This window comes from Streptomyces iconiensis (genome assembly GCF_028657195.3).
Taxonomy (GTDB): Bacteria; Actinomycetota; Actinomycetes; order Streptomycetales; family Streptomycetaceae; genus Streptomyces; species Streptomyces iconiensis.
The window spans coordinates 14,876-40,970 of sequence record NZ_JANCPR020000059.1; the positions used below are offsets into that span (position 1 = coordinate 14,876).

23 protein-coding genes are annotated in these 26,095 nt (G+C 71.2%); 10 read left to right on the forward strand and 13 right to left on the reverse strand.

What is annotated here, in order from left to right; all coding sequences use genetic code 11:
* Positions 1-18: 18 nt before the first annotated feature.
* Positions 19-885 (reverse strand): MurR/RpiR family transcriptional regulator, encoded by an 867-nt coding sequence (locus NMN56_RS37225; protein ID WP_274045075.1) that lies wholly within the window; start codon positions 883-885, stop codon positions 19-21.
* 355 nt (positions 886-1,240) lie between these two features.
* Here NMN56_RS37225 and NMN56_RS37230 point away from each other — a divergent pair, with 355 nt between their 5' ends.
* Complete coding sequence (locus NMN56_RS37230) at positions 1,241-1,621, forward strand: hypothetical protein (protein ID WP_274044972.1); 381 nt, start codon at positions 1,241-1,243, stop codon at positions 1,619-1,621.
* A gap of 19 nt (positions 1,622-1,640) precedes the next feature.
* Positions 1,641-1,922: a DUF4031 domain-containing protein gene (locus tag NMN56_RS37235; protein ID WP_274044973.1), complete on the forward strand. Its 282-nt coding sequence runs from the start codon at positions 1,641-1,643 to the stop codon at positions 1,920-1,922.
* Positions 1,923-1,960: 38 nt separating this feature from the next.
* Here the strand turns inward: NMN56_RS37235 and NMN56_RS37240 are convergent, their stop codons facing one another.
* The 5 genes from NMN56_RS37240 to NMN56_RS37260 all read right to left on the reverse strand — a co-directional run bounded on the left by NMN56_RS37240 (position 1,961) and on the right by NMN56_RS37260 (position 7,849).
* On the reverse strand, positions 1,961-3,568 hold the full coding sequence (locus tag NMN56_RS37240; RefSeq protein ID WP_274044974.1) for an aminotransferase-like domain-containing protein: 1,608 nt from the start codon (positions 3,566-3,568) through the stop codon (positions 1,961-1,963).
* Positions 3,569-3,755: 187 nt separating this feature from the next.
* Positions 3,756-4,586, reverse strand: a complete 831-nt coding sequence (locus NMN56_RS37245; RefSeq protein WP_274044975.1) for an RICIN domain-containing protein — start codon at positions 4,584-4,586, stop codon at positions 3,756-3,758.
* Between the two features lie 5 nt (positions 4,587-4,591).
* Positions 4,592-5,329 carry an RICIN domain-containing protein gene (locus NMN56_RS37250; RefSeq protein ID WP_274044976.1) on the reverse strand — a complete coding sequence of 246 codons (738 nt, stop codon included), beginning with the start codon at positions 5,327-5,329 and terminating at the stop codon, positions 4,592-4,594.
* Between the two features lie 275 nt (positions 5,330-5,604).
* Entirely contained in the window at positions 5,605-6,909 is a 1,305-nt protein-coding gene (locus NMN56_RS37255; protein ID WP_430542813.1) for a Cmx/CmrA family chloramphenicol efflux MFS transporter, read from the reverse strand.
* 67 nt (positions 6,910-6,976) lie between these two features.
* Positions 6,977-7,849, reverse strand: coding sequence for an HD domain-containing protein (locus NMN56_RS37260; protein WP_430542816.1), 873 nt, complete (start codon positions 7,847-7,849; stop codon positions 6,977-6,979).
* Positions 7,850-7,922: 73 nt separating this feature from the next.
* Here NMN56_RS37260 and NMN56_RS37265 point away from each other — a divergent pair, with 73 nt between their 5' ends.
* Positions 7,923-8,627 (forward strand): copper homeostasis protein CutC, encoded by a 705-nt coding sequence (locus NMN56_RS37265; protein ID WP_274044978.1) that lies wholly within the window; start codon positions 7,923-7,925, stop codon positions 8,625-8,627.
* 325 nt (positions 8,628-8,952) lie between these two features.
* Entirely contained in the window at positions 8,953-9,543 is a 591-nt protein-coding gene (locus tag NMN56_RS37270; protein WP_274044979.1) for an HD domain-containing protein, read from the forward strand.
* 91 nt (positions 9,544-9,634) lie between these two features.
* Here the strand turns inward: NMN56_RS37270 and NMN56_RS37275 are convergent, their stop codons facing one another.
* From NMN56_RS37275 to NMN56_RS37285, 3 genes are read right to left on the reverse strand one after another with little or no spacing between them, the layout of a single operon-like run.
* The gene (locus tag NMN56_RS37275) at positions 9,635-10,174 is read right to left on the reverse strand and encodes a hypothetical protein (protein ID WP_280842831.1); all 540 of its coding nucleotides are present in this window, start codon (positions 10,172-10,174) and stop codon (positions 9,635-9,637) included.
* Between the two features lie 20 nt (positions 10,175-10,194).
* Complete coding sequence (locus NMN56_RS37280; protein WP_274044981.1) at positions 10,195-11,973, reverse strand: alpha/beta hydrolase; 1,779 nt, start codon at positions 11,971-11,973, stop codon at positions 10,195-10,197.
* Positions 11,974-11,979: 6 nt separating this feature from the next.
* Positions 11,980-12,162: a hypothetical protein gene (locus tag NMN56_RS37285; protein WP_280842832.1), complete on the reverse strand. Its 183-nt coding sequence runs from the start codon at positions 12,160-12,162 to the stop codon at positions 11,980-11,982.
* 357 nt (positions 12,163-12,519) lie between these two features.
* On the opposite strand from NMN56_RS37285, the gene NMN56_RS43470 reads away from it, so the two are divergent.
* Positions 12,520-12,693 (forward strand): hypothetical protein, encoded by a 174-nt coding sequence (locus tag NMN56_RS43470; protein ID WP_430542814.1) that lies wholly within the window; start codon positions 12,520-12,522, stop codon positions 12,691-12,693.
* 33 nt (positions 12,694-12,726) lie between these two features.
* Here the strand turns inward: NMN56_RS43470 and NMN56_RS37295 are convergent, their stop codons facing one another.
* From NMN56_RS37295 to NMN56_RS37305, 3 genes are all read right to left on the reverse strand, one after another.
* The gene (locus tag NMN56_RS37295) at positions 12,727-14,013 is read right to left on the reverse strand and encodes a serine hydrolase domain-containing protein (protein WP_274044983.1); all 1,287 of its coding nucleotides are present in this window, start codon (positions 14,011-14,013) and stop codon (positions 12,727-12,729) included.
* Between the two features lie 154 nt (positions 14,014-14,167).
* Positions 14,168-15,091 (reverse strand): alpha/beta fold hydrolase, encoded by a 924-nt coding sequence (locus tag NMN56_RS37300; RefSeq protein WP_274044984.1) that lies wholly within the window; start codon positions 15,089-15,091, stop codon positions 14,168-14,170.
* A 184-nt stretch (positions 15,092-15,275) separates the two neighbouring features.
* Positions 15,276-16,151, reverse strand: coding sequence for an SGNH/GDSL hydrolase family protein (locus NMN56_RS37305; RefSeq protein WP_274044985.1), 876 nt, complete (start codon positions 16,149-16,151; stop codon positions 15,276-15,278).
* 845 nt (positions 16,152-16,996) lie between these two features.
* Between NMN56_RS37305 and NMN56_RS37310 the strand changes: the two genes are divergently transcribed.
* The 4 genes from NMN56_RS37310 (at position 16,997) to NMN56_RS37325 (ending at position 22,445) form a co-directional block, all read left to right on the forward strand.
* Entirely contained in the window at positions 16,997-18,265 is a 1,269-nt protein-coding gene (locus NMN56_RS37310; RefSeq protein ID WP_274044986.1) for an MFS transporter, read from the forward strand.
* A 49-nt stretch (positions 18,266-18,314) separates the two neighbouring features.
* Positions 18,315-20,858, forward strand: coding sequence for a glycoside hydrolase family 3 C-terminal domain-containing protein (locus NMN56_RS37315; RefSeq protein WP_274045077.1), 2,544 nt, complete (start codon positions 18,315-18,317; stop codon positions 20,856-20,858).
* Between the two features lie 432 nt (positions 20,859-21,290).
* On the forward strand, positions 21,291-21,827 hold the full coding sequence (locus NMN56_RS37320; RefSeq protein WP_274044987.1) for a hypothetical protein: 537 nt from the start codon (positions 21,291-21,293) through the stop codon (positions 21,825-21,827).
* 168 nt (positions 21,828-21,995) lie between these two features.
* A complete protein-coding gene (locus NMN56_RS37325; protein WP_274044988.1) occupies positions 21,996-22,445 on the forward strand; it encodes a nuclear transport factor 2 family protein in 450 nt (149 codons plus the stop codon).
* Between the two features lie 277 nt (positions 22,446-22,722).
* Here NMN56_RS37325 and NMN56_RS37330 read toward each other — a convergent pair whose 3' ends face one another.
* Complete coding sequence (locus NMN56_RS37330; RefSeq protein WP_274044989.1) at positions 22,723-24,546, reverse strand: family 20 glycosylhydrolase; 1,824 nt, start codon at positions 24,544-24,546, stop codon at positions 22,723-22,725.
* Positions 24,547-24,865: 319 nt separating this feature from the next.
* Here NMN56_RS37330 and NMN56_RS37335 point away from each other — a divergent pair, with 319 nt between their 5' ends.
* A complete protein-coding gene (locus NMN56_RS37335) occupies positions 24,866-26,080 on the forward strand; it encodes a glycoside hydrolase family 1 protein (RefSeq protein WP_274044990.1) in 1,215 nt (404 codons plus the stop codon).
* Positions 26,081-26,095 lie beyond the last annotated feature (15 nt).

The following is a 26,095-nucleotide window of genomic DNA, read 5'->3' on the forward strand; positions in this document are numbered from 1 at the left end:
TGCCGTTCCCGGCGCGGTTCAGCGGGTTCTGGGGCGGGGCGAGTGCCGGTGCGCCAGCGCTTCGTAGGAGGCGGACAGAGCGGGCGCAGCCGTCTCGTACGTACGCTGCGCCACCCCTATGAACAGGCAGTCGACGACCAGGAGTTGGCTGGTCCTGCTCGACATCGCCGCCGGGCGCAGCTCGCTCTCACGCGCTGTCGAGGTGGTCAGCACGTGGTCCGCGTACTGCGTCACCTCGGCGTCGGGGCGGCCGGTGATGGCGATGGTGGTCGCGCCCCGTTCGAAGGCGACGCGCAGCGGCTCGATGACATCCACCGTGCGCCCCGAATGCGTGATCGCGATGGCCACGTCACCCGCTCTGAGCTGGACCGCGTTGGTGACGGCCAGATGCGGGTCGGCGTGGGTGTGCGCGATGAGGCCGATACGGAGCAGCTTCTGTGCGAGGTCCTGGCTGACGAGGCCCGAGGCGCCGACCCCGTACACGTCGACGCGCCGGGCCGCGACCATCGCCGCGACGGCCGCCTCCACCTGCCCGGTGTCGATCGCGGCAGCCGTGTCGGCGAGGGTCTGCTGCTCGTCGAGCGCGAGCTTGGCGACGACGTCGGAGATCGGGTCGTCGACGGCGATGTCGGCGGTCACGGCCGGGGCCGCGCCCGACTCCTGCTGCGCCGCGAGCCCGGCGAGCGCGAGCCGCAGATCCCGGTAACCGGGATAGCCCAGCAGCCGCGAGGTCCGTACGACGGTGGCCTCGCTGGTGCCGGTGCGCTCGGCGAGCGCGGTGACCGTCAGCTGGGCGCAGCCCGCCGGGTCCCCCGCCACGGCCTCGGCGACCAGCTGCATCGAACGCGTCATCGTGGGAGCCATCGTGCGCACCTTCGCCGCCAGCGCGCTGGGTCCCGGCCCCGGGCGTGCGGCCTGCGGTGCGGCCTGCGGTGCCGGGCGCTGGTGCGGGGCACGCTGCCGGCCGGGCTGCGCCGGCCGCTCCGGCTGCCCTCCGGGCGCCGCGTGCCGCTCCGGCTGCCCTCCGGGCCGGCCGGGCTGACCAGATGGGCCGGGCTGACCGGGCTGTCCCGCCTGGTCGGATCGGCCGGGCTGCTCCGCCTGCCCCTGGGCCGCCTGCGCCGCTCTGCCCGTGGACTGCTGCCGGATGGCGAAAGTTTCCTTCAGATCGCTCTTCACAGATGGAAGATATTTTCGAATCGGGTCTTCGTCAATGGGTGCGCGATGGTGCAATGGGGGGATGGAGCCGAAGGAATCAGAACCGCAGGAGGGACTGGAGAGGGCGCTGCATGCCGCGCGCGCCCTGATCCTCGCCGACCTGGAGGCCAGCGATGTGGCCCAGGCCGACATCGTCTCGCTGGTCGAGGAGTCGGTGACCCACCGGCGCTGGTGGGTGGGCGAATGGCCCGCCGGGATCGCCTTCGTCGACGGGCTCGTCGCGCAGGACGTCCAGGACGCGCTGCTCGAACGGTACGGCCGGTGGCCGGTCTGCCCCGTCTGCGTGGGCGCCGACCCGCACGCGCTCGACGTCGAACCCGAGCTGGGCGAGGAACCGCACTGGGTGTGCGCCAAGACCTCCACCGTCGTCGCGCCCGTCGGCGCGCTGCGGACGCGGCTGTGAGCGGAAGGCCGGTGCACGCATGACCGTCTACATAGACCCGCCCAACTGGCCAGGTCACGGCCGCATGTGGTCGCACCTGGTCAGCGATGTCTCCTACGCGGAACTGCACGCCTTCGCGGCCCGCATCGGCTGCCCGCCCCGCGCCTTCGACCACGACCACTACGACGTTCCGTCCGGCCGTTACGCCGACGCGGTGCGCGAGGGCGCCCACGAAGTCGGCTCCAAGGAACTCCTGCGCCGCCTCACCGAAGCGGGCCTCCGCCGCCGCAAGCCCCGCCCTCCACGGGCCGCCGCGAGCTGAGTGCGGCCCGGAGCCGTTGCGGGGAAGGGGGCCGCTGCTCAGAGCCGGGGCAGGGACCGTACGGCTTGGGCCGTGGCGGTCGGTGCAGCGGCGGCGTAGCCGAGTACCAGGCCGGGGGCGCCGGGAGCGTGCCGGTGCCAGGTGAGGGGGTGCGTCTTGACGCCGTTCCGCAGCGCGGTGGCGGCGAGTTCCGTGTCGGTGACCGTTGCGGGAAGGGTGACCGTGAGATGGAGCCCGGCGGCTGCACCGTGCACCACGGCGTGCGGTGACCACTCGGCGAGTGCCCGCACCATCGCGTCACGCCGTGCCCTGTTCCGGCGCCGTACCCCGCGCAGGTGGCGTGCGAGCGCACCCGACCGCATCAGGTGCGCGAGGGTGAGCTGGGGCAGCGTCCCGGTCCCCAGATCGGCGAACCGTTTTGCCGCGACGAGCGCCTCGCGGTACCGCGCGGGCGCCAGCAGCCAGCCGATGCGTAGCCCGGGCGCGAGCAGCTTCGAGGCGCTGCCGAGGTGGACCACCTGCTCGGGCAGCGAGGCGTGCAGCGCGGGCACGGGCGGACGGTCGTAGCGCTGCTCGGCGTCGTAGTCGTCCTCCACCACGAGCCCGCCGTCGCGCGCCCACCGCATCAGTGCGCGGCGCCGGGCGCCGCCGAGTACGACCCCCATGGGGAACTGGTGCGCGGGGGTGAGCAGCGCGGCCCCCGCACCGCAGGACCGCAGCGCGTCGACCCGCAGGCCCTCGCCGTCCACTGGTACGGGCAGCGTCGTCATGCCCCAGTGCCGCAGGTGCTGCACGGCGCCGAGTGAACCGGGGTCCTCGACGGCGATCTCCCGTACGTCCGCACCGCCGAGCATCTGGGCGAGCAGGCCCAGCGCCTGCGCGGTGCCGTTGACGATCAGCACGTCGTCGGGGTGCGCCCGGATGCCACGGGTGCGGGCCAGCCAGGTGGCGACGGCCTCGCGGAGTGCGGGGGCGCCGCGCGGGTCGCCGTAGCCGAGCACGGAGGGCGGCGCCTCGGTGAGCACGGCGCGCTCGGCCCGCAGCCAGCCGGCGCGCGGGAACGACGCGAGGTCGGGCGTACCCGGGGTGAGGTCATGCGCGGCCGGAACCGCACGCAGCCTGTCGAACACGTCAGGGCCCGGCGAGTCCGGCGAGTCCGGCGGGCCCGATGAGCCCGTTGTGCCGGTGGTCGTGCCCGTGCCCGTGCCCGCTGCGTCGGCCGTGCCCGACGTACTGACCGCGCCCGCCGGCTCCGGCTCCGTACGGCGGTGCTGTCCGTGCTGACCGTTCTGTTGGTGCTGTCCGTGCTGTCGTTGCTGGCCGTGCGTTTGGTGCTGGCCAGTTGGGGGAGCCGCGACGACCACCGTGCCGCGCCGTCCGCGTCCCGCGAGGTGGCCGTCCTCGGCGAGGCGCTGGTAGGTCTCGGTGACCACGCCACGGGAGACGCCCAGTTCGGCGGCGAGTGCCCGGGTGGCCGGCAGGGTGCTGCCCACTGTCAGCGTGCCGTCGGCGAGCGCGGAGCGCAGGCGTGCCGTGAGCCAGTCGGTGACGGCGCGCGCGGGGGCCTCGGCGGGGTCGAGGTGCAGGAAGTCCGAACCCGCCTGGTTTCTGGACCTGTTGGGGGCGTCGTCATGAGGCCTGTGCATGGGTCCATTGTCCCGGCGAGTGCGGCCTGTGAACGGAAGCCCCGCGAGTTCGGGGAGTTGCGGGAGTCCCCGCCGCGGCAGTCGTGTGCCCGCCGCGGCAGTCGTGCGTCCGCCGCAGCAGCCGTGCGCCCGGCGCGGTGGGGCGCCGGGCGTACGGCATGCGGACCGTGGCGTGGGACGTGGGCGTTCAGGGTGAACGGGTCAGGTCCCAGCGCTGGTTGTCGTCGTTCTTGTTGTTCCAGATGATCACAGGCGCGTTGTCGGCCTTGCTCGCGCCCTGGACATCCACGACGAGGTTCTTCGTGGTGCCGGCCTTGGCGGTGAGGTTCGTACGGTTCATACGGGGCAGCGCGATCATGAACGACTGGTTGGCGCCCGCGACGCACTCGTACTGCGTGAGCACGGCGCCCTTGCGCACGCCCCGGTGAGCCGTGAGGCACTTGCCGCTGTGCACGTTCCGCAGGACGGTCCCGGTGACGGTGGGACTCGTGCCGCCGCCGGGCTCCAGCCGCCACTGCTGGTTCTTGGCTCCGACACAGCGGTACTGGTTGACGATCGCGGTGTTCGCCGTGCTGGCGCCCCTGACCGTCAGGCACTTGCCGCTGTGCCTGTTGATGACGTAGCGGACCGGGTTCGCCTTGACCGAGCCGGCCGTCGTGCCCGTGCCCGTGCCCGCTCCCGCGCCGGCGGCGCGGGAGGTGAGCTTGTCGCGTGACGAGGCGTCCTCGGACGCGTCCCCGGGTGCGTCCAGGGACGCGTGCCGGGACGCCTCGGCCGAGCCGGCGCGCGGGGCGCCCTTCCCCGTGCCGTGTCCAGGGGTGGCCTGGCCCTCGCCGGTGAGGGCCAGCGTCGTCGCGACGCCGGTCACCGCGAGCGCCGCCGCCGCACCGACGACCAGTCCGCGCTTGGCCGTACGGGCGCGTATGCGGGTACGCGCGGAGGCACCTGTTCGCGCGGAGGCGGCACCTGTACGCGCGGACGTGCGTGTACGTGCGGAGTTACGTGTCGGAGTACGCATGCCGCTCAGCCCTTCGCCGTCCATGCCTGGTTGCCACGGTCGTTGCAGTTCCACAGGATCACCGGCGCGTTGTCGGCCTTGCTGGCTCCCTGGGCGTCGAGGCAGAGCTTGCCCGCGGCGGGGTAGGCGCTGATCTCGGCGCTCCTGCCGCTCGCGTTGGGCACCAGGGACCACCACAACTGGTGGTCCAGGTCGTTGACGTACGAGCGCTGTACGAGCCCGGCGCCCTTGGCCGCGCGGCCGTTGTAGCTGAGGGCCTTGTGGCTGTTGTAGTTCTCGTAGCGCCGTGTGATGCCCGCGTGCCGGTGGACGACCCACATCTGGTTCTTGGCGCTCACGCACCGGTACTGGTTGACCGGGGCGTTCTCCGCCTTGCTGGCGCCCTTCACCGTCAGGCACTTGCCGCTGTGCTTGTTGACGATGTAGTAGATGTTGTCCTTGCCCGCGACGCGCTTGAGCGCCGTGTCCGAGCCGCCCTGAGCGGCGCGTGAGGACAGCCCGGACCGGTCGTCGGACGTGCCGCCCTTCGCCTGCGTGTCCCGAGCTGCCTCCGTGCCCTTCGGGCCCTGGGCACCTTTCGTGTCCTGGGCACTCTTCGTGTCCTGCGTGCCCTGGGCGCTGTTCGCGCGCTCCCCGTGGGCTTCCCCGCTCTGCGCGACCCCCGCCACGACTCCGCCCGTGAGCGCCAGCAGCGCCGCCGCGCCCCCAAGTACCGCTCGGGTGTGCTTCGTTCGTGCCACCACGGTTTCCCCCTTCAGCTCCGTGAACCGGTGGTTCGCGACTCAGCCTGGGGGAGAGGGCGCGGCTGCTCCACCGTTCCCGTCCCTCCTGGTCCCACAAGGGACGGGATGCCCCCTGACCTGCGCAGCAGCACACGCCATTGCGTACGCGGCGGGACGCCGGGACGCCGGGACGGCGGGACTGGAGGGGCGAGACGGGGGGACGGTGGAGACGCGGGGATACGGGGATACGGGGATACGGGAAGACGGGGGGGGAGACGAGGAGGGGCGCCGGGACTCTACGAGGCCGAGTCGGCGGCATCCGTCGCGGTCGCCTTCGCAGTCGCGGTTGCGGTCGCCGGCCCCGACGCCGGGGCCTTGGCCGAGCCGGTGACCACGCGGGAGCGCTCGTGGGTGCGGTGGACGCGGGAGGCGAGCGCTGTCGCGCCCACGCCCAGGGCCGCCATGGCGGCACCGACCCAGGCGACGGCCTGGTAGCCCCAGCCGGCGCTGATGACGACACCGCCGAACCACGGGCCCACGGTGTTGCCGATGTTGAACGAGGCGGTCGTGGTGGCGCCCGCCAGGGTGGGTGCCGCGTTGGCGACGTTGAACATACGGGCGTTGAGCGCCGGCGCCGTGGTGAAGGCGGTGACCCCGAGCATCAGCGAGAGCGCGACCGCCGCGACCGTGGACTCGGCGAGCAGCGCGAGGAGCGCCAGGACGGCGGTGGACGCGGCGATGCCGCCGTACATCGTGCCGAACAGGTGCGCGTCGGCGATCCGCCCGCCGATCACCGTCCCGATCAGCCCGCCGAGCCCGAAGAGGCCCAGCACCGTCGGTACGTAACTCTCCGGGAGGCCCGCGACATCGGTCAGCAGCGGGGCGAGATACGAGAAGAGCGCGAAGACGGCGCCCGCGTTCAGCGCGATCGTGAGCAGCGCGAGCCACACCTGCTTGTCGCCGTAAATCCGCAGCTCGCGGCGGAGGTTGGGCGCGTCGGCTCCCGTGGGCACCGCGGTGTGCGGCACCAGCGCCACCACGCCCACCAGACCGATCGCGGCCAGTGCGGCCACTGCCCAGAACGCCGAGCGCCAGCCGGCCTGCTGGCCCAGGAAAGCACCGGCGGGCACCCCCGCGATGTTGGCGACGCTCAGCCCGCCCACCATGATCGCCATGGCGCGTGCCCGCGCGTTCTCCGGCACCAGCGAGACGGCGACGGCCGCGCCAACCGCCCAGAACCCGGCGCACGCCAGCGCGCTGAGCACACGCGAGACGAACAGCACCTCGTACGTCGGCGACAGCGCCCCCGCGACCTGCCCCAGCATGAAGACGGCGAGCAGAGCCACCAGCGTCGTACGCCGGGGCAGCTTCAGCGTCGCGGCGGCGAGCACAGGAGCGCCCACCACCATCCCCACGGCGAACGCCGAAACCAGCAGCCCCGCCTTGGGGATCGAGACCCCCAGATCCCGCGCGAGCGGTTGGAGAATCCCCGAAAGCATGAACTCCGAGGTCCCCAGCGCGAAGACGGACAGTCCCAATATGTAGACAGAAAGCGGTATACGGACAGCGCGCGGCTTGTCGGTCACAGGATCGGCAGGCATATCACGCACCAACCGCCCCACCACGTGCTCGCATTCCTCCGTACGGGACGGGCTGGTGTGCGGCCGGTCACGTCGCGGGTCCGGCGGTGGTGAGGAGTTCGAGCTCAGTGCGGAGATTGCGCCGGGCGATGTGTTCCCAGTGGTCACGGGCGTAGCGGGTGCGGTAGAGGTGTGGGTGGGAGAGCAGCTGGCCCAGTACGGTGGCGCGGCCCTCGCGGAAGGCTTCATCGGGGACGAAGGCGTACTCGCGGCGGATCTCGGCGGCGTAGTGCGCGTACTCCTCGGGGGTGCCGGCGAGGACGGAGAGGTCGGCGTCGCACAGGATCGCGCCGTTGAGGTCGCCGGGTTCGGGGTCGTGGGTGACGGTGAGACGCACCAGCCGCGCGACCTCCGCCGTACGGGCCTCGCCCACCCCGGCCTCGGGCAGGGCGCGTTCGGCGAGGTGGGCGCTGCGCTCCTCGTTCTCGCTGCGGTCGGGGCGGTAGACGGCGTCGTGGAACCACGCGGCGAGCAGTACCGCGTCCAGGTCGAGCGTGAGTCCTTGCTCTTGCCCTTGCCCTTCCCGCTCCCTTTCCTGTTCCCCTTTCCGTCCCCGTCCCTGCCCGTGCCTGTGTCCCTGCCCGTGCCCGTGTCCCTGCCCATGTCCCCGCCCGTGTCCGTGGCCGGGTGCCTGTTCCGTTTCCGGTCTGTTCAGGCCGTCCTCCAGACCCTCCAGACCGTTCGGGTCTTCTGTGTGGGAGACCAGCTCGTCCACGCGGTTGAGGAGGGTGAGCAGGTGCCCTGTGGAGTGGTAGTGGCGGTGCGGTTCGGCCCAGCGGTCGAGGAGGTCCTCGCCGTAGGGCGCCGGGTCAGGGTCGGGGGCGCCGTCGCGCGCTCTGACGAGCAGCGTGTTCCAGCGGGAGAGCAGTGCCTCGTGTGTTCCGTCGTGCGGCGTGGTCATGGCCATGTGAACAATTGTGTTCCGGAGTGATCGGCATCTTCCAGGGTTCACCGGCGTATGGCAGTCTGTGGATATGTCTAGACCAATTCTTGAGGTGATCGCGCTCAGCGCGGAAGACGCGGCTGCCGCACAGGCCGGAGGAGCGGACCGCCTTGAAGTGGTCACCGACATCGCGGCCGACGGGCTCACCCCGCCGGTCGAGACCTTCGCCGCCATCCGGGCCGCTGCCGGCATTCCCATGCGGGTGATGCTGCGGCTGTCCGACGGGTTCCTCTCCGGCGGCGAAGCGGGTGTCGACCTGCTCATCGACAGGGCCGGCGCGCTGCGTGCCGAGGGCGCCGATCAGTTCGTGTTCGGCTTCCTGGACGAGGCGGGCCAGGCCGACCTGGCCGCCGTGGGGGCGCTCGCCGAGGTCGTCGCCGGATGCGGCTGGACCTTCCACCGTGCGCTGGACCGCGCCGCCGACCGCGACGCGCTCCGCAAGCAGCTCGCGGAGATGCCGGGGCTCGACACGTACCTCACCGCCGGTTCGCCCGACGGTGTCGTCGAGGGCCACGACGTACTGCTCGCCGAGGCGGCCCGTACGACAGCGGGCGAACCTGGGTACCAGGCTCAGCTGCTCGTGGGAGGCGGGCTCACCCTGGACCACGTACCGGGGCTGCGCCGTGCGGGGATCGACGCGTTCCACATCGGCGGTGCGGCGCGTCCGCACGGGTGGTCGGCGCCGGTCGACTCGGGTGCCGTGCGGAGGTGGCGGGAGGCGTTGGACGGGGCGTGACCCTCGCCATGGCCTGCGCGGTACGCCTTGTGGCGGGCCCGGCCGCCTTGCGGCTGGCCCGGCGTGCCCGCGTGCCCGCCTGCCCGGTGTGCCCGCCTGCCCGGCGTGCCTCGCGGCCGGGGCCGGGGTGCCCCTATCCGTGCCTTGCGGGCTGCGGGTATGTCGTGGCTTGGCGCGCAGTTCCCCGCGCCCCTGAACGGGGCGCTGCCTCGCCCGCCTCGTACGAGGCGTTGCCTCGCCCCAGCCCCCTTGCGGGCTGTTGCCTTCTCCGTGCTGGGGTGGGGTGTTCCCCCGGGAGGGGGGTGCGGTTGACGATGGGGGGCCGATGACCGTACCCCGGAGGTCGCTCATGGAGGCCGTGTCCTTCACCCGTATGTCCGACGGAACAGCCGAGGAGTTCGCCCACCTCGCCGCCATCGAGGAGGGAGAGGTGGCGCGTTTCCCCGACCGGGTGCTCGGCTGGCTCCGCGAGATGGACGAGCCCGGTGGCTATCAGGTCACCCGGCTCGAACACAGCCTTCAGTCGGCCACCCGCGCGCACCGTGCGGGCGAGGACGAGGAGACCGTCGTGTGCGCGCTGCTGCACGACATCGGCGACGTGCTCGCGCCCGCCAACCACTCCCAGGCAGCCGCCGCGCTGCTGCGCCCCTACGTGTCCGAGCGCAACCACTGGATCGTCAAGCACCACGGTCTCTTCCAGGGTTACTACTACTTCCACCACACGGGCGGGGACCGCGATGCCCGCGAGCGCTACCGCGATCACGCGTACTACCAGGCAACGGTCGACTTCTGCGCCCACTACGACCAGAACTGCTTCGACCCCGCGTACGACTGGGAACCCCTGGAGTTCTTCGAACCGATGGTCCGCCGGGTCCTCCGGCGTCCGCGGGACAGCGGCACGGGTGAGCACGCGTAGCGCCGGGCCACGGGTGCGCGCCGGCGCACCCTGTACCGACGAGCGGTGGGCCCCTCCCAGGGGCGCAGTTCGGGGTCGGCGTCCGACGGCTTCAGTACTGCTGCTGCTCCTTGCCGGGGGGCAGCAGGCAGGGGGTGATCACGGTGAGGACGATTTCGTTCCGCTTGCGAAAGCCGTCGATCGCCAGAGTGAATCCCTTCTTCGGGTCCCTCGCGTTGAGCGTGACGGTCGCATTGGAGCCCTTGGTGACTTGGTAGCCGTCCGTTTTGTATCCGCGTTCCTTCAGCGCCGCTTGGATCCGTTTGATGGCCTGCTCGTGCTGATCCCCGTCGAGGGGGGCTCGTGCGTCGTACTGAAGAACGAAACGGCCGTCCTCCGGTACCTCATCGTTTTTGCCCACACACTTGGTGTAGTTCGGCTTTACGGTCTTCCCGTCGATCTCGATCTGAGCGCTCCTCGCCATGGACTGCGTGAAGTGGCGTGCCCAGTCCTCTGCGCCCTTTTCGCTCATCCTCGGCAGAGGCTTGTTGATCTCCGACTTTTCCGACATGCATCCTCCGGTCCCAAGTGCTGTCACGCAGGCGGTAATCAACATGAGGCGGCCCGCCGCTGATGGCTTGATGATGTGCACCCGTGATACAGCCTTTCTGGTCAATCCTGAATGATGGGCGTATGCCCGTCAGGTCCGAGTTCAACTTGTTTGGGCGTGTAGTAAGGGCCGGTCGTTGCCGGAGCACCAGCGATGACCTTTCCTTGGTTGATGAGGCTCTTCTGGCCCTCTTCCCAATAGCTGCTGTGTCCACCGTCGTTGACCTCCAAGGGCTGAGCGCCGAAGTCTTCAACTGCGGGGTTCTTGCCGAGCGTTAGGTCAGCTGCCGCGCGTGGAATTGGGTCCTGCGGGGTAGCGCCTGCCCATACATGCGTCGGGTCCATTTGGAGATCTTTCGCGTTCTCAACGGTTGTTCCTGGGCTCCCGACGAACACGAGGTCGTCGGCGCCGAGGCCAGGACCTCCACTTGCGGCGGCGCCCACTGCCGTGGAGCCGTAACTGTGGCCGAGAACAGTGAGGTGGCTGCGTCCGTCCTCGTGTGCTGTTCGCGTGCCTTCTGTGAAACTCCGCAGGTCTGCCGCGGCATCGTGTGCACGGCCGGGGGTGGCGACGCTTCCATCAATCTCGGGGGCGTCATAGCCCAGCCAGAGAATTGTTGAGACGGATTCCCCGCCCGATGTGTTCCGCATTGCGGAGTCCTGCAACTTGCCGATTCTTTCCAGCTGTCCAGGCGTGCTTTCCAATGTTGTGCCGGTTCCGGGTACGTGGACCGCCGTGTGGTCGGCGGTGTCCGGGTTTCCCATCGCCACTGCGGCTTTGCCGTCGCCTTGTGTGTCGAGGCCCAGAATGTAGAGCTGCTTGTGCTCGGGAACGTCCTTCTTCCCGGCGTACGGGTCCTTGAGTTGGGACAGCACGCCGAGCTTGCTCTTCAGCGCCTCCCGTTCCTTGTTCCATGCGGTCCATGCCGGTGACGGACCGTTTTGAGAGGCCATGTCCATGCGGTACTTCACGGGCTCTTTCGCCGTGTGCGCTTGCAGGGCCAGTGAGGCGTCCGCATGTTGTCCGTTCAGCACGAGCCTGTTGGCGTCGTCCCGTACAGCTGCGGGGAGGCCGTCCAAGGCGCCGACAGCGGCAGGATGGACAGAGACATAGGCATCCTGCTCTGCCGCGGACAGGCCTTTCCACCATTTCGCGTTGGCTGCCGGCGACTTGTCCCGAGGGATGTCGTCGGCGTCAACGGTGCTGCCTGCCGCCTTGATGTCCTTCTCGGTGTCATGCCACATCTTGGCTGTGACGCGAAGGCCGGCAGTGGTTTTGAGCCGGGCCAGAACGCGGGAGCAGCGTTGGTCGATCGCGTCCGCTTCGCTCACCGCGCTGCCGATGTCACCGGCGATCTCTAATGCCTTCCGCACATGAGGAACCTTCGCCAAGGCAGGCCCGAGGAGGAACTGCGGGTCAAAGAGCTGCGTCGGCGGCATGGCGGGGAACCTGCCGCTCTCGTAGCTTTGACCGCTCTCATTCTTCCCTGACGGATAGGACACTGCTCCCTCGTCGTCCACTGTGAGGCCATGCGCGCTTGCCTCATCCAGCGCCCGCTTGAGCTTGCCTCGCGGGGCGGCCAGGTCGTCCGCGAGCTGCTCCAGATGCGCGGCAATGACACCACATTCGGCCTGCGTGTACAGGAAGTTCTCGCTCAGGGTCGTCAGGTCGCGCATGGCCGCACCGGCCGTTTCGCCCCGTTGCTGGCGGACCTTGGCCTTCATCTCGTTGTCCACTTGTTCCGTGGCGATACGGCCTCGGTTGCTGATCTCCCGCCAGCCACGGGCGGCTTCGGTGAATTCCGAACGCTTCAGTGTGTGCAGGTCCCGGTACGTCACCACGGCCGCTCACCGCCCCTTCGGTGAGCTGTCGGAACCGTTGTCATGCAGCTCGGCGATGCGGGACTTGAACGACTGGCGAACGTCGATCTCGTTGCTGCCGTGCAGGCCGGCGGCTCCCGAGAACGCGTCGCTCACGGTCTCGCACTTGTCCCGGATGTCGCCCAAGCGGCCTTCCCAGCTCTCTTTCACCGACTTGAGTGTTTCCGTGCTCTGGAACCCGCTCGCTCCTGAGGCGACCCCGGCATGCGACGTATCGAGCTTTGTCCGCGCGGCCCGAGCGCTGGCGTGAACGGCGTAGGCGGCACGGGCAACCGATCGGAGAGCGTTCGTGGAGATCTTCAACGCGGGGTCGCCCGGGTATGCGGCATCGCCGGCTGTGGCGTGATCTGGGGGGAGCGCGTGGGCCAAGTTCATACGGGCGCTGTCCGAAGGCTTGCAGCTCGCCCATTCCTCTTGAAAAGTCATCGTTCCTCGCTCGGTCCGGTGGCCTCCTGCTCCAAAGATGTGACAGTGGGAGGAGTTCCGACCGCAGACAGTGAACCAGTCATGTCCGTGGAGGGTGATGAGTACGCGTACTCAGGGCGCCAGGGTGCGCGCCGGCGCGGCAGCGAGGCCCGCCTCATCCGGCAGCGCCAGTACGGGCCCGCACGCCGCAGTCATGTACGCGGCGGCGACCTGGTATCCCGTTTCCCCGGGCTCTGGCGGCTCGTGGCCGACTGAACGCCGCCGGGGTGAAGGGGACCGCCCGTCGCGCTAGCGGTTTCCGGAAGCGGCTCCGGCGTGGGGGAGGTGTCCGGCTTGCGCAGGGCCCCCGGCTCCTGGACCGCCCCCGGCCTGCGCAGTGCCCCCGGCCTCGGGGAGGAACACGGCCCGGACGATGCGCTCGGCGACCGGGTTCATGGTCGGGGCCTTCGCGTCGGTCGCGTTCACCGAGTAGACGAGCGTGCGCGACAGGTCCTCCGTCGCGGCGATGGCCGTGTTGTAGCCGGGGCGTGCGCCGCTCTTGGCCCAGGCGGACTTGCCGTTCCCCAGATCGACGCGCTCCAGGCCCGCGCTCATGGTGGCGCCCTTGATGTCAGGCACCGTGAACATCTCGCTCTTCAGCAGGGGCTTGGGCACGATCCTGCCCTTGAAGAGCGCGAACAGGAACTTCTCCAGGTCCGCCGTTGTCGAGATCATGTCCCCCGCGGCCCACCGGTCCGACATGTTCCACTCGGTCGCGTCCACCAGCCTGCCGTCGGCCAGCTTCTGGTAGCCCCGGTTGTGCGGGCCGTGGAGGCGCGGGTCGGGGCCGCCGGGGAACGAGGTGTGGCGCATCCCCGCGGGCCGGAGCACGCGCTTGGCCACCTGGTTCTCGTACGAGTCGTGCGTCACCTTCTCGATGAGCATGCCGAGCACGGTGTAGCCGATGTTGCCGTACCGCTGCTTCTTGCCCGGCCCCTCACCCTCGCCCCTGTACGGGCCCTTGGCGACGGAAGCGGCCACGACGTCCTCGGGGGTGAGCGTCTTGAAGCGGTTCTCGTACCCCTCCGCGTTCTCCGGGCCGAGCGTCGCGCCCGGCTGGAGCCCGCTGGTGTACGTCAGCAACTGCCGTACCGTGATGGGCTCGAACGCGTCCGACAGCAGGCCGGGCAGATAACGCTGCACCGTACCGTCGAGGTCGATGCGCCCCTCGGCGGCGAGTTGGAGCACGGCGGCCGAGGTAACCACCTTCGTGGTCGAGCCCGCACGGAACCGCCCGTGCTCGATCGCCGGGCGGTGCGTACGCAGATCGCGGACCCCGGCGCTGCCCCGCCATGACCCGTTGCCCCCCACCCGCACCAGCGCCGCTGTCGTGTCCTTGTCCGGCAAGCCCTTGATCGCCGCCGCCAGCGCCTCCCGGTCGGGCCCCCGGTCCGCCTCGTCCACCCCGTGCCCGCCCGGCCGTTCGACGGCATGAACGCCCCGCGCGTCCGCCATCACGGGCGCCGCCGCCAATGGGCTCACGGCGACACCCAGTGCGAGAGCTGTGGCCAGGGCGGTGCGGGTGCGGGGTCTCATGGGTGCTCCGTCGGGGTGCGAGGGCTGACTGCGTACGCCCGTCATCCTGCGCCGCGCGCCCACCCCCGCGGATCCTCCGCCGGGGACCACCCCGCCCCTGACCGGCCCCGGACCCAACCGCTCTCCGGTACCGGGGTGTTGTACGGGAGTTCCCCTAGGCGATCTTCCCGGTCCCGGTCCCGGTCCCGGTCCCGGTCCCCGTCTCTGCCCCCGTCTCTGCCCCGGTCTCCGTCCCGGTCCTCGCGTCCGCCGTGCCGGGCGTGCCGGGCGGGCGGGGCGTGCCGGACGCGGCTGTCGCCGACGCCTCCGCGATCGCCTTCGCCAGCCCCGTGGGGTTGTCGGCCGGCATGACGTGGCCCGAGCGGGGGACGGTCAGCACCTGGGCGCCCGCGCCTACGGCGTCCTCCTCCTCGTCGTACGGGCGGCTCAGCTCGCCGATCAGGAAGGTCCTCGGGCCCTCGAAGGCGGCCAGGACGGCGGCCAGTTGGGGCGAGGTGCCGCGTACGAGGCCGACGGCGCTGCGGTAGAGCGCGTGCGGCGCTGAGAGGCGGAGGGTGGTGAGGTAGCCCGGGTCGGTCTCCGCTGCGACGTACTCCCCGTAACCGCGCTCCAGGAAGTCCTCCTCGCGCCACTCGGCGACCTTTCCGCTCCATTCGCCGCCGCCCGCACGGAGGTTGGCCTCGGCGAGTGTGAGCGAACCGGCCAGTTCGGGGCGGATCGCGGCGAGCGCCAGGGCGACAGCGCCGCCCAGGGAGTGACCGACGATCTCCGCTCCCGTGATGCCCTCGGCGTCCAGTACCGCGGCGACGGTCGCGGCGTGCGCCTCCAGGGAGTAACCGAAGTCGTCCGGCCGGTCGCTGTAGCCGAACCCGAGAAGGTCGACCAGTAGGGAACGGTGGCCCGTCGCCGCCGGCGCCGGATGCGTCGCGATCTCCGGGAAGTCGTGCGTCGAACTGGACCCCAGACCGTGCAGGAACACCCGCACACCTGAAGCCTCCTGCCGTCCGGGCAGATCGGTCCAGCGGATGTGTGCCTGCGGAAGCGTGGGGTTCTGCGTGGGGAGCAGTAGTTGTCTCACGCCGACCAGCGTAAACGGGAGCCCTGACACCGCTGCCTGCCTGCTTGCCTCCCGGCCCGGGATCGGGGTGCGGGGCGACGAGGGGGCAGGCAGCGGTACGGGGCACGCGGATCACCCTGACCATCCGCGTCGCTACTGGTGCGCCGTACATACGCGTCGCTACTGGTGCGGCGGAACCCGCGCTTCAGCGCACGGCGCCGACCGGGTCCAGGGCTCCTAGCAGGGCGCCGGACATGGCCTGGTGGCCGGCCGCGTTGGGGTGGAAGCCTGTTGCCTCGACGGCGACCAGTGGTTCTACCCACCGTGTGCCGGGCGGCTTGCACATGTCGTGCCCAATGGTGGGCGTGTAGGTGTCCACGTACTCGGCGCCACCGCGCGCGGCACGCTCGGCAAGCATCGTGTTGAGCCGCTTCTCCGTGTCGCGCAACCATGGGGCGTCGCCCTTGGCGAGGGAGACGGTGCGGGGACAGTTGGTGCCGTCCTCGGGCAACAGGTCGGGGTAACCGACCACGAGGACACGCGCTTTCGGGGCACGCGCGTGGATGCCCCGTAGCACCTCGTCGATCTTCGCGGCGTTGTCCCGGATACGGGCGGCGAGGGCGTCGGTCCCGCCGAGCGAGTAGCTGGCCTTGCACGGAGCGCCGTACGGCGCGAGCTTGCCGAGGACGAGGCAGCGGGCCACGATGCCGCCGAACCCGATGTCGTTCCCGCCGATGCCCACCGTGACCAGGTCCGTCTCCGGCTTGAGCGCGTCGAACTGCGGGGGAGCGGTGCCCTGCGGCGCCGTCATGTGCTCCGTGGTGGCGCCGCCGCAGCTGACGTCCGTGAAGGTGGCGGGGGCGATACGGGCCGCGCTGAGCGTCGGGTAATTGTTGCTGGAACGCGCGCAGTTGGCGTCCGTCTGGTCCGGGATGCCCGGGCCAGAGGTGTAGGAGTCCCCGAGCGCGACATAGTGCTGGACACCGCTGCTGTGCTGCGCTGCGCCCCGTTCGGCCAGAGGAGCGGCCGAGGCGGGCAGCGTCCCGGCGAGCGTGAGCGCCGTGGCGGCCGTACCCGTCACGAACGCGAGAGCGGCTCCGCGCCCGCGCCACCGCGCCGACCGGGACGGCCCGGAACCGAGCGGCCCGGAGGAGTGGGGCGGCTTGGCCCGGGCGGGCCCGGAGTGAGGCGTCCTGGAGCGGGGCTGCGTGGGAACGGTGCCGGTCGCGCCGGCTTCGGGGGGCGTGCCGGAGGAAACGTGCGACAAGTTGTGTGCGGGCATGGCGACCTCACGGTGTGATGGCGGACAAGGGGGAACGCCGCCCGGCGGGGTGCCGCGGACCGGGCCGGGAGCTGGACCGGAGACCAACGGACGGAGATCCGGGGCCGGCGGCGAAGCGGGGCCGGGAGCCGCAGGCCGCGAGCCGGGATCGGGCTTGGCGCGACGCGTGGACGCTCGAAGGCGGAAGGCGGAAGGCGGAAGGCGGAAGGCGGAAGGCGGGAGCGGACGGTTGCGGCGTGCGGGAGGGCGAGCGCGTGGCAGAGACCCGTACCGGACCGCGAACCGCGAACGGGACCGCGAACCGTGAACGGGACCGCGGACGGCGCCGCCGACGGGACCATGAACGGGACTGCGGACGGGACTGCGGACGGGACCGTGAACGGGTCACGACCACGGCGACGACCGGTGGGTCCTACCGAGCAGTAAGAGTGACGACGCTCAGGGAGGGCGTCAAGGGGCCCGTACGGGACGGGCGTTGGCACCGGGCCCCGGTGAACTTCGCCCGTACGGGCGGCGCCTCCGCGCTCTTGGGCGCCTCATATGTCACACGCGGGAGGCGGCAGCACAAGCGTTGACAGTAAAAACCGATCACCTTACGGTTTTTGCTGTCCGGGCGATGCCGCCCGGCGAGGACGGAGGTCATCGTGTCCGCTGCCACTTCCGAGACGGCTCCCGGACCGCCTTCCGTGCCCGGTGGCCAGGCGGAGGACCGTCTCCGCAGGCTGCGTTGGGCCTGGATGCCGGGCAACATCGGCTTCAACCTGGCGTGGGGCGCGGTCACCAGCGTGCTGCTCGCCCTGCAGGTCAAGGAGATCGATCCGGGTGCGAAGGTCGGCAACCTCGCGCTCATCACCGGGCTGGGCGCCGCGATGACGATGCTCGTCCAGCCGCTCGCCGGCCGGCTCTCCGACCGCACCCGTTCGCGGCACGGGCGCCGTGCCCCCTGGATAGTCGGCGGGGCCGCCGCGGGTGGCGCCGCGATGGTGCTGATGTCGTTCGCGGCCAGCGTGCCCGCGCTGCTCGGCGCGTACCTGCTGGTCGTCATCGGCTACAACGCGGCGCTGCTGCCGCTGAGCGCGGTGCTGCCCGACCGTGTGCCGCAGGAGCGTCGCGGAACGTTCGCCGCGCTCGGCGCCACCGGGCAGATGCTGGGCACCTTCGGCGGGCAGCTGCTCGCGGCGCGCTTCGACTCCGAGCCACGCACGGCCTACTGGACAGTGGCCCTGCTGTCACTCGCCTTCGCCGTCGCGTTCGTCCTCGTCAACCCGGACGAGCCCAGCACAGGGCAGCCCAGGGACCCGCTCCGGCTGAAGGACCTGGTGGCCAGCTACTGGGTGAACCCGCGTGTGCACAGCGACTTCGCGTGGGTCTTCGCCGGGAGGTTCCTGCTGATGGCGGGCTACTTCATCAGCCACAGCTACTCGCTCTACATCCTCCAGGACTACATCGGGCTCGGCGACGAGGCCGTGGACTGGGTGCCCGTCCTGGGGATCATCACCTTCACGACGCTGGTCGTCTTCACCCTTCTGGGCGGGCCCCTGTCCGACCGTGTGGGCCGCCGGAAGGTGTTCATCTACGCCGCAGCCGCAATCTTCGCCGTCGGCCTCGTGGTCCCGTTCTTCCTGCCCACCCTCACGGGAATGATCATCTCCGCCGTGATCGGCGGCATCGGCTACGGCGTCTTCGGCTCCGTCGACATGGCGCTGATGACCGAGGTGCTGCCGTCCAGGGAGGGATACGGGAAGGACCTGGGCGTCATCGGGCTGTCCTGGAGCCTGCCGCAGACCTGCGGCCCGTTCCTGGCCGGCGGGATCGTCAGTGCGACCGGCGGCTATGACGCGCTGTTCCCGGTCGGCGCCGGGTTGGCCCTCGCGGGCGGCCTGGCGGTCAAGTTCGTCAAGAAAGTGCGGTAGCCCCATGGAAGACAACGCGCCCACGCCGCCCCCGCTCACCCCGTCGGCCATGCCTCCGGCCGCGTCCTCGTCCGCGTCCTTGCCGTCGCCGTCGCCGTCGCCGTCGCCGTCGCCTGCGCCTGCGCCTCCGGACGATGGACCCCCGCCCGGGTCCTCGCCCGGGCCCCCGCCCGGGTCCTCGCTAGTGTCCGGGCTCACGCTGCGGGAGAAGGCCGGGCTCACCAGCGGACATGACACGTGGACCACGACCCCGGCCGAACGGGTCGGGCTGCGCGCGCTCCGCCTCTCGGACGGGCCGCACGGGCTCCGTACGCAGCGGGGCACCGGCGACTCGCTGGGGTTGCGCGACAGCGTGGCCGCGACCTGCTTCCCGCCCGCCGTCTCGCTCGGCTGCGCCTGGGACCCGGAGTTGGTCGAACGCGTGGGCGCAGCGCTCGCTTCGGAGGCGCGCGCATGCGGCGTTGACGTCGTGCTGGGCCCGGGCGTCAACATCAAACGGTCCCCGCTGTGCGGCCGTAACTTCGAGTACGTATCCGAAGACCCGCTGGTGGCGGGCGAGTTCGGTACGGCCATGGTGCGCGGGCTCCAGGGCGGCGGTGTGGGGGCCTCGCTCAAGCACTTCGCCGCCAACAACCAGGAGACGGACCGGTTGCGTGTCAGCGCCGACATCGACGAACGCCCGCTGCGCGAGATCTACTTGCGCGCCTTCGAACGCGTGGTACGTAGCGCCCGCCCCTGGACCCTCATGGCGGCTTACAACGGCATCAACGGGGTGACTGCCACCGAGCACCACACTCTGCTGACGCGCGTGCTGCGGGAGGAGTGGGGGTTCGACGGGTTGGTCATGTCCGACTGGGGCGCCGTCAAGGACCGGGTCGCGGCGCTCGCCGCCGGGCTCGACCTCCAGATGCCGGCGGCCGGGGGACGCACCGACCGGCAGGTCGAACAGGCCGTCGCCGCGGGCCGGTTGGAGGAGGCGGCCCTCGACCGCTCCGTCGAACGCCTGGCCGCCCTCGCGGCACGTACGGCGGGGCATGCGACGGGGGGCGCGGAGGCATCTGCGGCCGGGCGTGACCCGGGGGATGCCGCAGCCCCGGATGTCGAGGCGCACCACGCGCTCGCCCGCGAGGCCGCGGGGCGCGGCATCGTGCTGCTGAAGAACGACGCCTGCGCCGACGGCGTGCCCCTCCTGCCCCTGGACCGGGACGGGGGCACCCTCGCCGTCATCGGCGAGCTCGCCCGCACGCCCCGCTACCAGGGCGGCGGCAGCTCCCGCGTCAACCCCGTACGCCTTGAAACGGGCCTGGACGCCATCCGGGCCGCGGCCGGGGCGGGAGCGGGAGGTGCGGGGGAGGCCGCTGGGGTCGGGTTCGCGCCGGGGTACGCGCTCGGGACCGGCGCCGATGCCGGTGCCGGTGCCGGTGCTGGCGCTGAGGGGACCGGTGCCGGGTCCGGGACCGGTGGTGGAACCGATGCCGGAGCGGTGGCCGGAGCGGTCGCCGGATTGCGGGAGGAGGCGGTCGCGCTCGCGGCCCGTTCCCGTACGGCGGTCGTCTTCCTCGGGCTGCCCGAGGAGGAGGAGTCGGAGGGGTTCGACCGTACCCACATCGAAATCCCGGACGAGCAGACCGAGTTGCTGGAAGCGCTCGCCGAGGTGAACGAACGGATCGTGGTCGTCCTGACCAACGGGGGTGCCGTCCGCGTCACGCCATGGGAGCAGCGGGTGCCCGCCCTGGTGGAGGGCTGGCTGCTCGGGCAGGCGGGCGGCGCGGCCATCGCCGATGTGCTGTTCGGCGAGGTCAACCCGTCCGGAAAGCTGACCGAAACCCTCCCGCTGCGTCTGGAGGACACCCCCTCGTACCTCTCCTTTCCGGGCGAGGAGGGCCATGTCCGGTACGGCGAGGGCCTGTTCGTGGGCTACCGCGGCTACGACACCACCGACCGCGCCGTCGCCTACCCCTTCGGTCACGGCCTCTCCTACACCACATTCGCGTACGACGACCTCATGGTGGACGAGACGGACGACGGGCTGCGCGTCACCGTCGCCGTCACCAACACGGGGCGGCGCACGGGCCGTGAGGTGGTTCAGCTCTACGTGCGCGGGCCCGCGGCGTCCACCGTGGCCCGACCCGTGCGCGAACTGCGCGCCTTCGGCTCCGTGACCCTCGGCCCCGGCGAAAGCGGCGAGGTCGGCATGACGCTCGCCCGGCACGAACTCGCGTACTACAGCGTCCGGGAGGGCGGCTGGCGCGTCGAGGGCGGCGACTACGTTGTCGAGGCCGCGGCCTCCTCGCGCGACATACGCCTGTGCGCGCCCGTACACCTCACGGCGGACGACGCCTGTGCCCCACTCACGCGGGACTCCACGCTGGGGGAGTGGCGGGCCCACACGGTCGGCGCCGGTCTGCTCCAACGCGTGCTCGACGAGGCAGGCGACGCCGGCACACGACTCACCGAACTGCTCGCCGACCCCATGATCCTGCGCGCCGCCGAGCAGATGCCGATGTACGCCATCGCCGAGTTCCCCGGCAGCCCGCTCACGGAAGACGTACTGGAACGGCTGCTCGCGGAGATTGCCGCCGGAGGGGAGTGAACGGGCCTGTGGGGGCGGCCTGGTGGGCCGGGGGGTTGGTGGTCGGTCGCCGGTCGCCTGGTGGTCGGTCGCCGGTCGCCGGTGGCCGATGGCCGATGGACGGTCGGCGGTAGCCGGTAGCCGGTAGCCGATGGTCGGTCTGCGGTCGGCTGTATCCCGTAGCCCTGCCCCGTCGGGTGGTTGCTCAACGATCGGTAGCAGGCGATCGGCAGTCGAGCGTATCCGGTGCCCCGTATCCCGTATCCCGTATCCCGTATCCCGTGTCTGTATCTCGTATGCGATATCCCCGGATGGGCCCTGTGTGTCCCCCGATTGGGTCGGCGCATTCCCCGGTGGGCCCGGCGCAGGAGGCTGGTTCCGCCGCCCGCGGATCGTCGCGTGGCTAGGCTCCCCGGGTGAGGGCGGGCCAGGGTGGTACAGGAGGCGGGGCGGATGTTTGTTGCGGCTGTTGATGTCGTGACCATCGGTGCCACGGGCGGCGAACCCTACGTGCTGCGCGACCTCCTCACCTCGTACGGTGCCGACACCAGGCTGCTGTCCGTGGGCTCACCGAACCATCTCGTCGATGTGTTGAATGGAACGCTGAGCCGGGCCGAGCATCTGGTTCTGTGCTGCCATGGCGACGAGCGGGGCGTACTGCTGGAGGAACTTGCGCCCGACATCGCTGCTCGGCAGCCCTTCAAGGAGGTGCTCACTCCGGAGATCGTGGCCACGTTGGGCTCTCCGGCCAAGGGCGTGGTGTTCAGCACGGGTTGTGCGACCGGAACCGACGCCATGGCCCGTGCCTTCCTCGGCGGTGGGTGTTCCGCGTATCTCGCCCCAGGCGGTTATCCAGAAGGGACGGCCGTCCTCGCTTTCGCCGCCGCCTTCTATTACCGGCTGCTCGCGCTCGGTACCCCTCTGCCCGACGCCGTCGCCACCGCAAGGGCCGTCGGCGGCGACACCGAACTGTTCCACCTGTGGACCTGACCCGGATGCCGCCGACTGCGCCACGGGCCGGCCTCTCCCGGCCGGCCAGCGGTTGTGCACTCAGCCGAGCGGCGGTCGGCTGGGGCGTGTTGCGGAAGTCCGTCCGCGCTGCACAACGATGGCTGATTGCCGCCAGCAAGAGCCTTCTACGGTGATCACACTGCTGGCATGACGATGTCATCCACTACGGACTCAGTGACAGTTCTCACCGGCATGTATGCGGCTGAGGCGCAGTACTTGGCGGCTGGAGGCCCGGGCGAGGCTTCGTTCGACCTGCTCGCCCCTTTCTTCGCGCCGGATGTCGAGCTGCATCAAGCAGATGCCCTGCCCTACGGAGGCACTTGGCGTGGGCACGACGGCATGACGCGGTTCTTCCTCATGATGGGGCAGACCTGGGAGTCGTTCGACATGGTGGCGCAGGAGTTCCTGGCCACCGGTGAGACCGCTGTTGTGCTCACACAGGTCCGTGCTCGCGCCCGTGCGTCCGGCCGCGAACTCAGCTTCCCGATTCTGCAAGCGATCACGATCAAGGACGGGCGGATCACTGAGGTCCGTCCGTTCTACTGGGACACGCAAGCCATCGCCGACGCCTGCGCCGCGCCGTCGGGGGCAGCCTGAGGTCTACTAGGTCGACTGAGAATCCGCTGGTCACAGCCACTCGTCGAGGACTGTGACCAGCACGGTCGCCTCGTGGCGTACGGCGAGCTTGTCGTACCTCGTGGCCACTGCCCGGTGGCCCTTGAGCCGGTTGATCCCGTGTCCGACCGCGTCCGACCGCGTCCGACCGCATGCGGCTGCTCGTTGTCGGTCTTGCCGAACACCGGTCGCCGGTCGCCGGTCGCCGGTCGTCGGTCGTCGGTCGCCGGGTCGCTGGGTCACCGGGACCCGCGGGCGCTCAGCGCCAAGGTGTCTCCGTCGAGGGGAAGTAGCTCAGTCCGCGGGCTCGCCAGAGTGGGGACTGTGCGGCCAGCCGGGGTGCGTACTCCTCCCATTCCGGGGGCCGTCCTGTCCAGGCTGTCTCCGCGACGCCCGCCAGGCGCGGCAGCAGCAGTGTGGTCAGGTCGGCGAAGTCGTGGACGCGTTCGCAGAAGACGGTGGCCTCCACCCCGGCGACCTGTTCCTCGGGCACGCCGTAGGCGTCGGGGTCCCAGGCGGCGGCGTGGCGTACGGATCGGGGCCGGTAGGTGAAGCCGATGCGTGCGGAGGTGCGCGCTGCCTCGGCCGAGGGGGCGACCGCGGGGTCGTACGGACGGTCGAGGTAGAGATGGGACTGGGGTGAGAGCAGCACCTTGGCTCCGCCGCGCAGCAGTAGTCCGAGGTCGTCGTCCGAGGGGGCGAAGAACCGGCGCAGGGCGTCGGCGACCCGCATCGTGAAGCCCGCGGCCAGCAGTTCGGGGCGCTGCTTCAACTCCTCCTCGGAGGTGGGCAGGTCCGTCATCGGAAGGTTCACCCAGAACTGCCCGATGTCCTCGGGCCCGGCGTCCGCACGGGCCGTCTCCTGCCAGCCCAACGGCCGCTTGCCGCACGCGCGTACGGTCTCCCGCGCGAACCGTACGGCCGCAGCGAAGTCCTCGGCGCCTATTCCCAGGGCCTCGTCCCCGCCGATGTGGACGAACGGGCCGTCGGTCAGCCGTGCCACCTCGGTCAGCGCCTCACATATGAAGGCACGCGCGCCCGCGTCGCCCGGGTCCAGCGGAGGGGTGTAGGAGATGTGCGGGGGTATCCACGCGGGCCGCGGCACCGTTCCGGCCTCGGGGCAGACGCGCAGGACGGCGGCGCAGTGCCCCGGTAGGTCGATCTCCGGAACGATGGTGACGAAGCGTGTGGCCGCGTATCGCTGGAGCGCGCGGTACTCGGCTGCGGTGTAGTAGCGCCGCGCGGACCGCCCTCCGTCGGCATCCGCCTCTCCGTCGGCATCCGCCTCTCCGTCGGCGCCCGCCTCTTCGACAGCCTTCGTCTTTCCGTCCGCGTCCGCCTCTCCGGCGGGGTTACCCTCGGCGCCCACGACCCCTGGCGCCTCCTCCGTGCCCTCCGCACCCGGAGCCTCGGCGCCCTCCGTACCCTCCGTGCCCTCTCCTTCGCCCTCCCGCCCGTCCGGCCCGGGGGCCGTGTCGCCCGCGAGGCCGGGGCGGCCGGGGATTTCCAGGCGCCAGCCCTCGTTGTCGGTGAGGTGCAGATGCAGAACGTTGAGCTTGTAGAGCGCCGCGAGGTCGATGACCGCGCGGAGTTCGCGGGGCGTGAAGTAGCGCCGGGCCACGTCCACCATCAGCCCGCGCCACGCGAACCGGGGTCCGTCATCGATGTGTTGGAACGGTATGTGCGCGCCGCCCGCGAGCAGATGCAGCGCGGATACGGCGGCGCGGAAGACGCCGACCGCTGTACGGGCGCGGCAGGTGATGCCCGTGGCCCCGACGGTCAGCGCATAGCACTCGTCGAGCTGTGCGGACCCGTCAGGCGGCACCCCCACGGCCGCCGGACGGGCCGGTACGTCGCCCAGCGTGAGCAGCACCGTCCGCACGCCGGCCCCCGTTCCCGTGTCCGGCCCCGTTCCCGAGCCCCTTCCCGGGTCCACCCCCGAGCCCCTCCCCGGCCCCGATCCCGAGCCCACCCGCGAATCCGCCCCCGGCCCCTCTCCCATCAACTCCACATGCGTGCCCAGCAGTTGCCGCACCGCGCAGGCCACGCCCTCCAGTTCGGGGTCGTTCGTGCTGACCCTCACCCAGCCTCCGGCCGGGAGGTGGGCGCGACCCCAGGGGGCTGCCGGGCCCCTGCGGGCGTGGGCGTCGCCCAGGAGAGCCCGAGAGGCAGGGGCGGGAACGAGTGTGCTCATCGGCTCCTCCGGTGACGGCGCCGGCGACGGTGAGGGGGAACGGTGACGGGGACGAGCGGGATCGTTGGCCGGCTCGGTGGCGGGACCGAGTGGACTCATCGGTTCCTCCGGGCGGCGGAGCCCGTACGCTAACATAAAACCGAACGATGAACGGTTTTCGTGTGGCGCCCGCTGCGGCGCCTCGCGGCACTCCACGAGCGAGGTGAGCATGGGCGGCGAACCGGTACCGGGGTTCCGGCTCCCGGACGGGTTTCTGGTGGGTGCGGCGACGGCTGCGCACCAGGTCGAGGGCAACAATGTGGCGAGCGACTGGTGGGCGTTCGAACACCGGCAGGGGTCACCCGCCGGCACGCCGAGCGGTGACGCGGCCGACAGCTATCACCGCTGGCGGGAGGACATGGACCTGCTCAGCGAACTCGGGTTCAACGCCTACCGCTTCAGTATCGAGTGGGCCCGCGTCGAGCCGGTGCGTGGCCGGGTCTCGCGTGCGGCGCTCGCGCACTACCGGCGCATGGTGGAGGGCGCGCGGCAGCGGGGCCTCGAACCGGTCGTCACGCTGCATCACTTCACCGTGCCCGCCTGGTTCAGCGCGAACGGCGGCTGGACGGCGCCGGAGGCGGCTGAGCTGTTCGCGGGTTACGTGCGTACGGTCGCGCCGCTCGTCGCCCAGGGAGTGCGGTACGTCGTCACGCTCAACGAGCCCAACATGCTCGCCGTGATGCAGACGCTCGTACGCGAGGGCCTCGAAGCCGCGCCACGGCACGGACACATCGAGCCCGACCCGGCGATCAGCGAAGGGCTGATCAGGGCGCACCGCGCGGCCACCTCCGTACTGAAGGAGCTGTGCCCGCACGTGCTGACCGGCTGGACCGTGGCGAACCAGGTCTACCAGCCCGAGCCGCCCGGCGACCCGGCAGCGCGCGCCGCCGCCACCGCGTACGCGCACCCGCGCGAGGACCTCTTTCTCCAGGTCAGCCGCGAGGACGGCTGGGTGGGCGTGCAGTCCTACACCCGTACCCGCGTCGCCGCGCACGGGCCGCTGCCCGTACCCGGGGGCGCCGAACGCACCCTCACCGGCTGGGAGTACCACCCCGAAGCGCTCGGTGCTGCGCTCCGGCACACCGCCGAGGTCACCGGAGGGAACGTGCCGGTCCTGGTCACCGAGAACGGCATCGCCACCGCGGACGACCGGCGCCGCATCGACCATACGGCGCGCGCCCTGATGAGCATGGCCGAGGCGCTGCGTGACGGTGTCGACGTACGCGGCTATCTGCACTGGAGCGCGCTCGACAACTACGAATGGGGCTCCTACGAGCCGACGTTCGGCCTCATCGCCGTCGACCCCGACACCTTCGCGCGCACGCCCAAGGAATCGGCGCGCTGGCTGGGCACCGTGGCCAGGACGGGCCGCCTGCCGGGCTGACGGGCCCTCGGGGGA